Source organism: Streptomyces sp. NPDC007264, from assembly GCF_042869095.1.
Lineage (GTDB): Bacteria > Actinomycetota > Actinomycetes > Streptomycetales > Streptomycetaceae > Streptomyces.
In genome coordinates, this window is the sequence record NZ_JBIAFD010000013.1 from 14,869 (window position 1) to 26,969 (window position 12,101).

The window sequence follows — 12,101 nt, forward strand, 5'->3', positions numbered from 1 at the left end:
ACGAGAAAAGGGTGGGCCCACGGGCTCACGCACGAGGGGGCATCGGGCACATGGCCGACATCACGCGGCGCCTCGGCTGGCGTCATCTGCGCGGGGCACCGACCACGCACATCCGGCACCACCGGGCGGGCCGGCTGGTCCACGACGGGCCCGGGCTGAGCTTCTGGTACCGCTCGCTGACCGCCGCGCTCTCCGAGATCCCCGTGGACGACCGCGAACTGGCCATGACGTTCCACGCCCGCACCTCCGACTTCCAGGACGTGGCCGTGCAGGCGACGGTGACGTACCGGATCAGCGACCCCGCCGTCGCCGCGGCACGCCTGGACTTCTCCATCGATCCGGACACCGGCGTGTGGCGGGGCTCGCCGCTGGACCAGCTCTCGACCCTCCTGACGGAGACGGCCCAGCAGCACGCGCTGGACGTGCTGGCCCGTACGTCCCTGTCGGCGGCCCTCGTCGACGGGGTCGCGGCGGTACGGGAGCGGGTCGGCGCCGGGCTCGCGGCGGAGCCACGGCTGCCCGCGACGGGGATCGAGGTGGTCGCGGTCCGGGTCGTGGCGCTGCGCCCCGAGCCCGAGGTGGAGCGGGCGCTGCGCACCCCGGCGCGCGAACAGATCCAGCAGGAGGCGGACCGGGCGACCTACGAACGCCGCGCCGTGGCCGTGGAGCGGGAGCGCGCCATCGCGGAGAACGAGCTGGCCAGCCGGATCGAACTCGCCCGCCGTGAGGAACAGCTGGTCGAGCAGCGCGGCAGGAACGCGCGGCGCGAGGCGGAGGAGCAGGCTGCGGCCGACGGGGTGCGGGCCGAGGCGGAGGCGGCCCGGACGGTGCGGCTCGCCGACGCCGAGGCGGCCCGTTCCGTACGGCTCGCCCGCGCGGAGGCCGAGGGGGCACGCGAGGTGGGCGAGGCCCGGGCGCAGGCCCAGGAGGCATGGCTGCGGGTGCACGCGGACGTCGACGTGGCGACGCTGCACGCCCTCACCGGAACGCGGCTGGCGGAGAACCTGCCGCGCATCGACAGCGTGACCGTCTCGCCGGACGTGCTGACGGGCCTGCTGGCCAGGCTCGGCGGGACGGATGCGCGGGAGCGGGCATGAGTCTCGCCCCGCGGGCCGTGCTCGTCCACCGGACCACCGAGTACGAGGAGGTGGTGGCCCGGCACGGCACCCACGGCCAGGCCGCGTTCTTCCTCTCCTCCCGGGGCCGTGACATCGAGGAGGTCGCCGAACGGCACCGCGCCACCCGGCGGGCCCTGGCGGAGGTCGCGGCGGCGGTACCGCTGGCCTGGCGGCAGTCCCGCGTGGAGCGGGCCGATCTGGACCGGTTCCTGTTCGCGCCCGAGGACGTGGTGGTCGTGGTCGGGCAGGACGGGCTGGTGGCGAACGTCGCCAAGTACCTCACGGGACAGCCGGTGGTGGGGATCGACACGGATCCCGGGCGCAATCCGGGCGTTCTGGTGCGGCACCGGCCCGAGGACGCGGCGGTGCTGCTCCCGGCGGCGCAGGCGCGGGGCACGGGCGTGGACGAACTGACCATGGTCGAGGCCGTCGCCGACGACACGCAGCGTCTGGTCGCGCTGAACGAGATCTACCTCGGTGCGGCGGGCCATCAGACGGCCCGCTACCGCCTGGGCCTCGACGGCGACAGGGGTGTCGTCGAGGCCCAGGCCTCGTCCGGGGTCCTGGTGGGCACGGGGACCGGCGCGACGGGATGGATCCGGTCCGTGTGGCAGGAGCGGAACGCGGACCTGCCGCTGCCCGGGCCGGCCGAGCGCCGCCTGCTGTGGTTCGTCCGGGAGGCATGGCCGTCCCCGGCCACCGGCACCTCCCTGGTGGCCGGAGAACTCACCGGCTCGGCCCGGCTCGGACTCACCGTCGAGTCCGAACGGCTGGTCGCCTTCGGCGACGGAATGGAAGCGGACGCGATCCAGCTGACCTGGGGGCAGTCCGTACGGGTGGGAGTGTGCGGGGAGCGGTTGCGGCTGGTGGGCTGACCTCGGTGTGCCGTTGCGGCTGGTGGGCTGACCTCGGTGTGCCGTTGCGCCGCGGGGGCCGGACACTGCGCCCAGCCCCCGCGCCGCGGACGGCGGCCCGTCACAGCCGCGGGTCCACCGGCTCCGACTCCAGCGCCAGCACCCCGAACACCGCCTCGTGCACCCGCCACAGCGGCTCGCCCTCCGCGAGCCGGTCCAGGGCCTCCAGACCCAGCGCGTACTCCCGGATCGCCAGCGACCGCTTGTGGTTGAGGAAGCGGGAGCGCAGCCGGGCCAGGTTGTCCGGGCGTGTGTACTCCGGGCCGTAGATGATCCGGAGGTACTCGCGGCCACGGCACTTGACGCCCGGCTGCGCCAGACGGCCGGCGGCGGTGCGGACCACCGCCTCCACCGGCTTGACGACCATTCCCTCGCCTCCGCGGCCGGTCATCTCCAGCCACCAGTCGACGCCCGCCCGCACGGACTCGGGGTCGGCGGTGTCGACGAACAGCCGCCGGGTCGTCTGCAGCAGTCCGCTGCCGTCGTGCTCCACCAGCCGGTCGATGAGCGCGAGCTGTTCGTCGTGGGGTGTCCCGGCGAGGCTGCGGCCCTGGACCGCCAGCAGCTGGAACGGGGCCAGGCGGACGCCCGCCAGGCCCTGCGTCGGCCAGCAGTACCGCCGGTACGCCTCCGTGAACGCCGCCGCGGCCGCCGCCCGCTCGCGCTGCCTCGGCAGCAGTTCCCCCACGTCGACGCCGCGCGCCGCCGCCCCTTCCAGCGCCGCCAGCGCACCGGGGAACGCCGCCCCTGCCGCCGCCCCGACCGCCGCGTACTGCGTCCGCAGCAGCCCGGACGCCTTCAGCGACCACGGCATCAGCTCCGCGTCCAGCAGCAGCCAGTCGGTCTCGAGCTCCTCCCACAGGCCCGCCGCCGACACGGCCTGCCGCAGCCGCTCCAGGACCTCCTCCGTCACCGTCCGGTCGTCGAAGAACGGGCGGCCGGTACGTGTGCAGAGCGAGCCGGTGGGGCCTGGCTCGACCCCGAAGCGCGCCCGGGCGGCGTCCGCGTCCCGGCACACCAGCACCACCGCCCGGGAGCCCATGTGCTTCTCCTCGCACACGACCCGCGCGACCCCGTCCTCCCGGTACTGGGCGAACGCCTCGATGGGGTGTTCCAGGTAGCCCTCCACGTGCGAGGTCGCCGTCGGCGCCATGGTCGGCGGCAGATACGGCAGCAGCCGCGGGTCCACCGCGAAACGGCTCATGACCTCCAGGGCGGCCGCCGCGTTCTCCTCGCGGACCGAGATCCGGCCCGCGTGGCGCGTCTCGACCACCCTGCGGCCGTGCACGTCCGCCAGGTCCAGCGGACGGCCGTCGTGGCCGCCGGGCGCCTCGGTGGCCAGCGGCCGGGTCGGCTCGTACCACACCCGCTCGGCCGGTACGTCGACCAGCTCCCGCTCCGGCCAGCGCAGCGCCGTCAGCCGGCCGCCGAAGACGGCGCCCGTGTCCAGGCAGATGGTGTTGTTGAGCCAGGTGGCCTGCGGGACGGGGGTGTGGCCGTACACCACCGCGGCCCGGCCCCGGTACTCCTCCGCCCAGGGATAGCGCACCGGCAGGCCGAACTCGTCCGTCTCCCCCGTCGTGTCGCCGTACAGCGCGTGCGAGCGGACCCGGCCGGAGGTACGGCCGTGGTACTGCTCCGGCAGCCCGGCATGGCACACCACCAGCCGGCCGCCGTCGAGGACGTAGTGGCTGACCAGGCCGTCGATGAACTCCCTGACCTGCTGCCGGAAGCCGTCGCTCTCCCGCTCCATCTGCTCGATGGTCTCGGCGAGCCCGTGCGTGTGCTGGACCTTGCGGCCCCTGAGGTGACGCCCGTACTTGTTCTCGTGGTTGCCGGGCACGCACAACGCGTCGCCCGACGCCACCATCGACATCACCCGGCGCAGGACGCCGGGGCTGTCCGGGCCCCGGTCCACCAGGTCACCGACGAAGACGGCGGTACGGCCCTGAGGGTGCACGCCGTCGACGTAGCCCAGCTTGCCCAGCAGCGCCTCCAGTTCCGAGGAGCAGCCGTGGACGTCGCCGATGATGTCGAAGGGGCCGGTGAGATGGGTGAGGTCGTTGAAGCGCCTCTCCGTGACGACCGCCGCGTTCTCGATCTCCTCCACGCTCCGCAGCACATGCACCTTGCGGAAGCCCTCCCGCTCCAGGTGCCGCAGCGAGCGGCGCAGTTCGCGGATGTGGCGCTGGATGACGCGGCGCGGCATGTCGGCCCGGTCGGTGCGGTCCGCGTTGCGCGCGGCGCACACCTCCTCAGGCACGTCGAGCACGATCGCGATGGGCAGCACGTCGTGCCGCCTGGCCAGGTCGATCAGCTGGCGGCGGCTGTCCTGCTGCACGCTGGTCGCGTCGACGACGGTGCGGCGGCCCGCCGCGAGGCGCTTGCCCGCGATGTGGTGCAGCACGTCGAAGGCGTCGCGGCTGGCGCTCTGGTCGTTCTCGTCGTCGGCCACCAGTCCGCGGCAGAAGTCCGAGGAGATGACCTCGGTGGGCTTGAAGTGCCTGCGGGCGAAGGTCGACTTGCCCGATCCCGACGCACCGATCAGGACCACGAGGGAGAGGTCCGTCACGGGCAGGGTGCGCCCCTCGGAGCGGGCCGGGGCGGATGCCTGGGTGGGTGCCTCGGTCATGCGGCGTTCTCCTCCTTCGCGGTCGTCGTCGTGGCCGTGCCCAGGGTGAAGACGGCCATCTGGGTGGGCGGCCCCACCTCGGGGTCGTCGGGTCCCACGGGCACGAAGTCCACGCCGTACCCGTGCCGTCCGGCCACCGCGCCCGCCCAGGCGCAAAACTCCCGGCGCGTCCACTCGAAGCGGTGGTCGCCGTGGCGGGCGTGCCCGGCCGGGAGGCTCTCCCAGCGGACGTTGTACTCGACGTTCGGGGTCGTCACGAGCACCGTGCGGGGCCGCGCCGAGCCGAACACCGCGTACTCCAGGGCGGACAGCCGGGGCGGGTCGACGTGCTCCACGACCTCGCTCAGCACGGCGGCGTCGTACCCCTTCAGCCGCCGGTCGGTGTACGCGAGCGAGCCCTGGAACAGCTGCACCCGCGACGCCTGCCGCTCCCCCATCCGGTCCAGCTTCAGCCGCCGGGAGGCGATGGTGAGCGCGCGCATCGACACGTCGACGCCGACGATCTCCGTGAACCGCGGGTCCCTGAGCAGTTCCTGCACCAACTGGCCCTGACCGCAGCCGAGGTCGAGGACGCGGGCCGCGCCGGACTCCCTGAGCACCCCGATGATCGCGTCCCTGCGCTGCACGGCCAGCGGCGCCGGCCTCTCCTCGTCCGTCCCGGTCTCCGCCTCGACCGCGTTGTCGATCTCCTCGACCTCGCTGTCGTCCGCCTCCGCGAGCCGGACCAGTTCCAGGCGCTCCATCGCCTGCCGGGTCAACGACCAGCGGCGCGCCAGATAGCGGGTGGTGATCAGCTTCTGCTCGGGGTGGTCGGGCAGCCAGCCCTCACCGGCACGCAGGAGCTTGTCGACCTCGTCGGAGGAGACCCAGTAGTGCTTGGCGTCGTCGAGGACGGGCAGCAGGACGTAGAGGTGGCGCAGGGCCCCGGCCAGGGTCAGCGCGTCCGACTCCAGGACGAGGCGCACATACCGGGAGTCGCCCCACTCGGGGAACTCGGCGTCCAGCACGATCGGTTCGGCGGTGACCGTCCAGCCGAGCGGTTCGAACAGACGCCGCACCAGGTCGGGACCGCCCCGGGCGGGCAGCGCGGGCACCTCCACGCGCAGCGGCAGCGGCTGCCCGGCACGCTCGGGCCTGGCCTTGCACACGCCCCGCATCGCGCTGGAGAACACGTTGCTCAACGCGACGGCGAGCAGCGAGGAGGCCGCGTACGGGCGGTCGTTGACGTACTGCGCGAGCGCGGCGTCGGGCGCGCCGCCGCGCCCCTTGCCCTTGCCCCGCCGGACCAGCGCGACGGCATCGACCTCCAGCAGCAGCGCCGCCGTGCAGCGCTCGGCGTCCGCCTCGGGGTAGAAGACGTGGGCCGTGCCGTAGGAGGTCGAGAACGCCTGCGACGCGTCGGGATGCTTGTGCAGCAGGAAACCGAGGTCGGTCGCCGGGCGTTCGGCTGTGCCGGCGGTGCTGATCGTCAGGAACATGGCCCGAGTCTCCCGGCCCCGGGGTCCGGCGACCACCGGATTTCGAACAACTGCGCAGGATCCGGTGCTGCCCCGCCCCGGCCGGGCACCGCCGCGGCCCGGGGCGGGACATGGTCCGGATCAGGTCAGCTGGGACTGGACCTGGGAGGAGATCAGCTCCAGGTGGTCCAGGTCGTGGAGGTCGAGGATCTGGAGGTAGATGCGCCGGGAGCCGATCTCCGCGTACCGGCCGATCTTGTCCACGACCTCGGCCGGGGAGCCCGCCAGCCCGTTGGCCTTCAGCTCGTCGACCTCGCGGCCGATCGCGGCGGCGCGACGGGCCACCTCCTGGTCGTCCTTGCCGACGCAGGCCACCAGCGCGTTCGAGTACGTCAGCGCGTCCGCGTCGCGTCCGGCCTGTGCGGCGGCGGCGCGGACCCGGCCGAACTGGCGCTCGCTGTCCTCGATCGACGCGAACGGCATGTTGAACTCGTCGGCGTGGCGCGCGGCCAGCCGCGGGGTGCGGGTCGCGCCGTGGCCGCCGATGAGCACCGGGATCCTGGCCTGGGCGGGCTTGGGCAGGGCCGGTGAGTCGGTCAGGTCGTAGTAGGTCCCGTGGAAGCTGAAGGTCGCGCCGGCCTCGGTCTCCCACAGTCCCGTGACGATCTCCAGCTGTTCCTCGAGGCGGGCGAACTTCTCCTTCGGGAAGGGAATGCCGTACGCCTTGTGCTCGTCCTCGAACCAGCCCGCGCCCAGGCCCAGTTCGACGCGGCCGCCGGACATCTGGTCGACCTGCGCGACCTGGATGGCCAGGACGCCGGGGAGGCGGAAGGTCCCCGCCGTCATCAGCGTGCCGAGGCGGATGCGGCTGGTCTCACGGGCGAGGCCGGCGAGGGTGATCCAGGCGTCGGTGGGTCCGGGCAGGCCGTCCACGCCGCCCATCTTCAGATAGTGGTCGGAGCGGAAGAAGGCGTCGAAGCCCAGGTCCTCGGTGGCCTTGGCGACGGAGAGAAGGGTGTCGTAGGTCGCCCCCTGCTGGGGCTCGGTGAAGATGCGAAGATCCATGCCCCCATCCTGCACGCCGGGCCGCGGTCGACGCCGGTGATCGCGCTCCGGCGCCGCGCCCCCGGCGCCGGGGACGGGGGCGGGGGCGGGGGCGGGGGCGGGCCGTCTCACCCCGCCGTCCGGTACCGCTCCCGTATCTCACCGTCCCTCGCCGCCAGTCTGCGCAGCAGTTCCGTGACCCGGTCCCTGGACTCGTCGGCCGCGTCGATCGCCTCCATGCACTGCCAGTAGGTGCCCTCGTCGTCCGCCGCGCTCGCCACGGCGATGAGGGCCATGCCCAGCTCCGCGAGGAGGGTGCCGAGGTCGAGGAGCGCCTGGCGGGCGTCGCCCAGGTCCGTGAGCTGAGCGGCGCGCAGATCGGCCACGTCGATGGGCGGTGTGTGCAGAACGCCGCAGCCACGGCCCGCCAGCTCCGTCAACCCGAGTGCCTCGCCGCGCAGTTCGGGTGGGCCGGAGACGGCGAGGCGGCTGCCCATCGCCTGCGCCAGGGCGTACGCCTGCCACGCCTCCGCCATGATCCTCGGCCCGTCCTCGCTCCCGGCCAGGGCACGCCTGCTCGCCACGATGAGCCGCACCGCGTCCATGCGCTGCCCCCGCTCCGTCCCGACGCGCTGGTGCGCGTCTGCCCGAACTCCGTCGTCCACTACCCAGAGTGAAGGCACGCGGGACGAAAAGCCAGAGCTGTTCCGAAATCTGTGGACAAGTTGAGAGGTAGGGGCAATTCCGTAACTCCGGAGAGTGACTGGTGGACCGGCAGACCGGCGGACCCCGGGACGCCGTCGCTCAGTCCGCGCCCGGCGCCGGAAACCTCTGCTCATTGCGGTCGATCTTCGCATCCAGCGCCGCCAGCGCGTCGATGCCGAGCACCTCGCACAGCTGCAGCAGATAGGCGAGCACGTCCGCGACCTCGTCGGTCACCCGGTGCGCCGTGCCCGGGTCGTCCATCACCCGGGCCGACTCCTCCGGCGTCAGCCACTGGAAGATCTCGACCAGTTCGGACGCCTCCACGCTGAGCGCGGCCGCCAGGTTCTTCGGGGTGTGGTAGGGCTGCCAGTTGCGCACCGCGGCGAACTCCGCGAGCCGGCGCTGCAGCCGCGCCACGTCCAGGTCTTCCCGTCGCCGGTGTTCCTCTGTCACGGCCCCAGGTCTACCACCGTCACCCCCTCCGTCCCCGCCGCGCAGGACGCCTCGCTCACCGCGCCCACCAGCCGGATGTGGCCCCGCTCGCACATCCGCGCCGCCAGCTCCAGCAGTCCCCGCGCCTGCCGCCGGTCCATGCAGCGGTCGAGATCGTCCGCCAGCACCGTGAGCGTCTGCAGCGCCGCGGGCACCTCCCCCGCCGGGTCAACCGCCAGCACGCCGGGGCCGGTGAGGAGGACGAGGGCCAGGGCCACGTACCGCAGTTCACCGTCGCCGAGCAGTTCCAGCGGCGTACGCAGTCCGTCCCCGCGGTCGAGCAGCGCGCGCACCGTGCCGTCGCCGAGCGGCTCCGCCAGCAGGTCGACGACCCGTCCCGCACAGCCCGCCCCGACCGCCGAGGCCAGCAGCGCGTGCCGCCGGGCGCACTCCGCGCGCGTACGCCACAGCACGGCCGCCAGGTTGTCGCAGCCCGGCAGCAGCCGGCCCGCGCCCAGCGGCGCCGGGGTACGCATCCAGCGGGGGCTCGGGTCGCAGGCGAAGACGGAGCGCAGGGCGACGACCATCTGCTCGGCCGCGGCCAGCACCCGGCGCTGCCCTTCCGTCCGGCCGGCCACGCGCAGCGGCAGCAGGCCGGTGCCGAGGCGGTCGTCCGGCAGCGGGGCGCGGGTCACCGGGGAGGCGTCCGCCGTGTGCCAGGCCGCCTGCACCGTAGCGCGCCCGGGGTCGAGCAGGGCCGTCTCCAGCAGGATCAGCCCGCCGGACGTCAACCGCTCGCCGACGACCCGCAGTTCGGGCTCGGCCTGCACGGCGATGTCGAGCCGGACCGGACCCTGTGGGCCGTCGGCCGTGCACCCGATGCGGAAGCCGCGCCGTCGCTGGGCGTCGGGTCGCGCCCGCTCGGGAACGCAGGCCGCCGGGTGGGGGAACGCCTCCGCCAGCTCCGCCCCGCCCCCGAGCCGCGCCAGCGCCTCGTACGCCTGCAGCACCCGCGACTTGCCCGAGCCGCTCGGGCCCGTGAACAGCGTCAGCGGCCCCAGCGCGAAGGCGGCCCGCCGGTGACCGCCGAACGCGGACAGCCTCAGCTCGGTGACGCACGGCCGGTCCGGCCGTGCGTCCGCGCTGCGAGCCGGGCCGGGCGGGGACGGCGCGGAGGAGACGGTCATGTCCGGACCGTAGGCCGTCGGGCCGGGGCGAACCGTTTTACCGTCACGCGCTTCCCACGATCGAGCGACGTCCCCGCCCGAGCAGCGCGACCGGACGCACGGCCGGACGGCGCGGCCGCGCGCGGACCGCCCCCCGCGGCGACGCCGGCCAACTCCCGGGCTCCGGGGACCTCGCCGCCCCGGTCTCAGACCCCTGGGACGCCGGCCCCCTCCATCAGCCCGCGCACCTCGGTCCCCGGCGGTGTCAGCAGGAACACATTGCGGTCGACCCGGTGCATCCCGCTGGAGAGCCCGAAGACGACGCCGGTGCTGAAGTCCAGCACCCTCTTGGCGACCTCGGTCTCCGCGCCCGTGAGGTCGAGCAGCACGGGCACCCCCGCCATCAGCGTCTCGGCGACGTCGCGGGCGTCCGCGAACACATTGACCCGCAGCACCACGAAGCGGCGCCGCGCCTCGGTCTCGGCCTCGGGTATGGACCGGTGGTCGACCGCGGACGGCCAGGCGTCCCGGCCGCGCAACGGAACGACCTGGGCGAGCCCCTCCCACTGTTCGTCGGTGACATCGCGGCTGTTCACCGGTCCTCCCGGGGGTGGCTCGCACTCATCGTCTGCACCGGTCAATTCTTACGCATGGTCACCCGTTCGGCCCAACAGCGACACGGACCGCTACAGTCACGGCGGTCACTTCGGCCGGAAGACGCCCCTCGCGTGGTGGACGGCGCCCCGCGGCCCGTCGTCGATGACGACCCGTCATGTGACCTGCCTGAGCAGCTCCAGCACGACCGAATCGGTCACCCGGTAGCGGACGATGCGCCCCTGCTTCTCCCCCACGACCACCTCGGCGGTCCGCAGCAGCCGCAGCGCCTGCGAGACGGCGGGGTCGTTCATGCCGGTCGCCACGGCGAGATCGGAGACGGCGAGCGGCCCGGCCCGGTGCAGGGCGAGCAGCAGGGCCAGCCGGCCGGGATCGGCGAGCAGGGAGAAGCGGTCGGCCCAGGCACGCACGGCTTCCGGCTCACCGATGGCTTCGATGGCCTGGCAGACCCGGTTGCCGTCGATGATGCGCCGGCCGGCGCGTTCGGCGGGGACGAGATGCATGCGGACAGTGTCCCAGGAACCCCTGTGTGATCTTCGATACCTCCAGACATCTGCGCAACTGTGCAGCCTTGCAGGCATCGCGGGGTCCGCCCTAAGGTGGGCGGGCCGTGGTGTTCGGGAAGACCGGTGAAAGCCCTCAGGGGCTCAGGCCGGAGCGGCCCTCGCCACTGTGATCGGGGAGTTCCCGTTCCGTGCCGCCCGTTCGCGGGTGGCGCCACTGGCCGTACGACGGCCGGGAAGGCAGGAACGGGCGCGGTGACCCGTCAGCCAGGAGACCGGCCACGGCATCTCACGAAGTGATCCACGAGGTGCTGGAGCGTGACCGAATGACCCTGCCCGACCCTGCGTCCTTCCGGTGGCGGCGCGAGGACACCCTGCGAACCGCCGTGCTGCTGGCGGTGATCGCGGCCCTGCACGTGGTCGCCTTCGGGGTTCTGTTCCTCCTGGTGGAGCCGGAGCACTACGCCGTCGGCTCCAAGGCGTTCGGCATCGGGCTCGGTGTGACCGCGTACACCCTGGGCATGCGGCACGCCTTCGACGCCGACCACATCGCCGCGATCGACAACACCACGCGCAAACTGATGGCCGACGGCAAGCGGCCGGTGTCCGTCGGATTCTGGTTCGCGCTGGGCCACTCCAGCGTGGTGGTCCTGCTGGCCGTGATGATCGCGGGCGGCACCCGGCTCGCCGACCGCGTCACGAACGAGGACTCGCACACCCACCAGGTCCTCGGCTTCATGGGGACGACGGTCGCCGGCACGTTCCTGTACCTCATCGCCGCCCTCAACCTGGTCGCCCTCACCGGCATCCTGAAGGTCTTCAGGTCGATGCGCTCGGGCGCGTACGACGAGACGGAGCTCGAACGGCACCTGGACTCGCGGGGCTTCATGAACCGCGTCCTCGGCCGCCTCACCAGGACGATCTCGCGTCCGGGCCAGATGTACCCGCTGGGCTTCCTGTTCGGTCTCGGCTTCGAGACGGCCACCGAGGTCACGCTGATGGTGATGGCGGGCTCGGGCGCGGCGGCCGGACTGCCCTGGTACGCGATCCTGTGCCTGCCGCTGCTGTTCACCGCCGGCATGTGCCTGTTCGACACGCTCGACGGCACGTTCATGAACTTCGCCTACCAGTGGGCCTTCTCCAACCCGGTGCGCAAGGTGTTCTACAACCTCACGATCACCGGACTGTCGATCGCGGTGGCCTTCCTGATCGGCACCATCGAACTGGTCGGCGTGCTGCACGAGAAGCTGGATCTGCGGGACGCGGTCACCGGCTGGATAGCCGGGCTCGACCTCGGCAACGTGGGCTTCGTCATCGTCGGGCTGTTCGTGGTCGTCTGGGCGGGCGCCCTCGCCTACTGGCGGCTGGCGAAGGTCGAGGAGCGGTGGGCTCCCCGCCCCGCGGACGGACGGTGACGCACCGGGCGGCCGGCAGCCGTTCAGGGGTCGCCGCCGCCCGGAAGCCCATTCCCCGGGGGGAATTGTCACTCTCCGCCGCGCGCCGCAGGATCGGGGT

11 protein-coding genes and 1 riboswitch are annotated in these 12,101 nt (G+C 73.3%); of the genes, 3 read left to right on the top strand and 8 right to left on the bottom strand.

What is annotated here, in order from left to right; translation table 11 throughout:
• Positions 1–50: 50 nt before the first annotated feature.
• Positions 51–1,097, top strand: a complete 1,047-nt coding sequence (locus ACFYMU_RS22360; protein ID WP_388375800.1) for an SPFH domain-containing protein — start codon at positions 51–53, stop codon at positions 1,095–1,097.
• On the top strand, positions 1,094–1,993 hold the full coding sequence (locus tag ACFYMU_RS22365; RefSeq protein ID WP_388375803.1) for a hypothetical protein: 900 nt from the start codon (positions 1,094–1,096) through the stop codon (positions 1,991–1,993). Before ACFYMU_RS22360 ends, ACFYMU_RS22365 begins: the two co-directional genes overlap by 4 nt.
• A 100-nt stretch (positions 1,994–2,093) precedes the next feature.
• Here the strand turns inward: ACFYMU_RS22365 and ACFYMU_RS22370 are convergent, their stop codons facing one another.
• The 8 genes from ACFYMU_RS22370 to ACFYMU_RS22405 all read right to left on the bottom strand — a co-directional run bounded on the left by ACFYMU_RS22370 (position 2,094) and on the right by ACFYMU_RS22405 (position 10,586).
• The gene (locus tag ACFYMU_RS22370) at positions 2,094–4,664 is read right to left on the bottom strand and encodes a polynucleotide kinase-phosphatase (protein ID WP_388375806.1); all 2,571 of its coding nucleotides are present in this window, start codon (positions 4,662–4,664) and stop codon (positions 2,094–2,096) included.
• Positions 4,661–6,142 carry a 3' terminal RNA ribose 2'-O-methyltransferase Hen1 gene (locus ACFYMU_RS22375; RefSeq protein WP_388375809.1) on the bottom strand — a complete coding sequence of 494 codons (1,482 nt, stop codon included), beginning with the start codon at positions 6,140–6,142 and terminating at the stop codon, positions 4,661–4,663. Before ACFYMU_RS22375 ends, ACFYMU_RS22370 begins: the two co-directional genes overlap by 4 nt.
• Positions 6,143–6,262: 120 nt before the next feature.
• Positions 6,263–7,186, bottom strand: a complete 924-nt coding sequence (locus tag ACFYMU_RS22380; protein WP_388375812.1) for an LLM class F420-dependent oxidoreductase — start codon at positions 7,184–7,186, stop codon at positions 6,263–6,265.
• Between the two features lie 107 nt (positions 7,187–7,293).
• Positions 7,294–7,770 carry a DUF6099 family protein gene (locus tag ACFYMU_RS22385; RefSeq protein WP_388376236.1) on the bottom strand — a complete coding sequence of 159 codons (477 nt, stop codon included), beginning with the start codon at positions 7,768–7,770 and terminating at the stop codon, positions 7,294–7,296.
• 199 nt (positions 7,771–7,969) lie between these two features.
• The gene (locus tag ACFYMU_RS22390) at positions 7,970–8,323 is read right to left on the bottom strand and encodes a nucleotide pyrophosphohydrolase (protein ID WP_388375815.1); all 354 of its coding nucleotides are present in this window, start codon (positions 8,321–8,323) and stop codon (positions 7,970–7,972) included.
• Complete coding sequence (locus tag ACFYMU_RS22395; RefSeq protein WP_388375818.1) at positions 8,320–9,489, bottom strand: AAA family ATPase; 1,170 nt, start codon at positions 9,487–9,489, stop codon at positions 8,320–8,322. Before ACFYMU_RS22395 ends, ACFYMU_RS22390 begins: the two co-directional genes overlap by 4 nt.
• Positions 9,490–9,674: 185 nt before the next feature.
• Entirely contained in the window at positions 9,675–10,064 is a 390-nt protein-coding gene (locus tag ACFYMU_RS22400) for a cell division protein SepF (RefSeq protein ID WP_388375821.1), read from the bottom strand.
• Between the two features lie 174 nt (positions 10,065–10,238).
• Positions 10,239–10,586 carry an ArsR/SmtB family transcription factor gene (locus ACFYMU_RS22405; protein WP_388375823.1) on the bottom strand — a complete coding sequence of 116 codons (348 nt, stop codon included), beginning with the start codon at positions 10,584–10,586 and terminating at the stop codon, positions 10,239–10,241.
• Between the two features lie 91 nt (positions 10,587–10,677).
• Positions 10,678–10,885, top strand: a riboswitch (cobalamin riboswitch).
• 27 nt (positions 10,886–10,912) lie between these two features.
• Here ACFYMU_RS22405 and ACFYMU_RS22410 point away from each other — a divergent pair.
• Entirely contained in the window at positions 10,913–12,001 is a 1,089-nt protein-coding gene (locus ACFYMU_RS22410; RefSeq protein ID WP_388375826.1) for a HoxN/HupN/NixA family nickel/cobalt transporter, read from the top strand.
• Positions 12,002–12,101: the final 100 nt, after the last annotated feature.

Excerpts from the sequence above, each read along its gene's own strand:
- ACFYMU_RS22360 (WP_388375800.1), top strand. The coding sequence starts at position 51 with ATGGCCGACATCACGCGGCGCCTCGGCTGGCGTCATCTGCGCGGGGCA.
- ACFYMU_RS22365 (WP_388375803.1), top strand. The coding sequence starts at position 1,094 with ATGAGTCTCGCCCCGCGGGCCGTGCTCGTCCACCGGACCACCGAGTAC.
- ACFYMU_RS22370 (WP_388375806.1), bottom strand. The coding sequence starts at position 4,664 with ATGACCGAGGCACCCACCCAGGCATCCGCCCCGGCCCGCTCCGAGGGG.
- ACFYMU_RS22375 (WP_388375809.1), bottom strand. The coding sequence starts at position 6,142 with ATGTTCCTGACGATCAGCACCGCCGGCACAGCCGAACGCCCGGCGACC.
- ACFYMU_RS22380 (WP_388375812.1), bottom strand. The coding sequence starts at position 7,186 with ATGGATCTTCGCATCTTCACCGAGCCCCAGCAGGGGGCGACCTACGAC.
- ACFYMU_RS22385 (WP_388376236.1), bottom strand. The coding sequence starts at position 7,770 with ATGGACGCGGTGCGGCTCATCGTGGCGAGCAGGCGTGCCCTGGCCGGG.
- ACFYMU_RS22395 (WP_388375818.1), bottom strand. The coding sequence starts at position 9,489 with ATGACCGTCTCCTCCGCGCCGTCCCCGCCCGGCCCGGCTCGCAGCGCG.
- ACFYMU_RS22405 (WP_388375823.1), bottom strand. The coding sequence starts at position 10,586 with ATGCATCTCGTCCCCGCCGAACGCGCCGGCCGGCGCATCATCGACGGC.
- ACFYMU_RS22410 (WP_388375826.1), top strand. The coding sequence starts at position 10,913 with ATGACCCTGCCCGACCCTGCGTCCTTCCGGTGGCGGCGCGAGGACACC.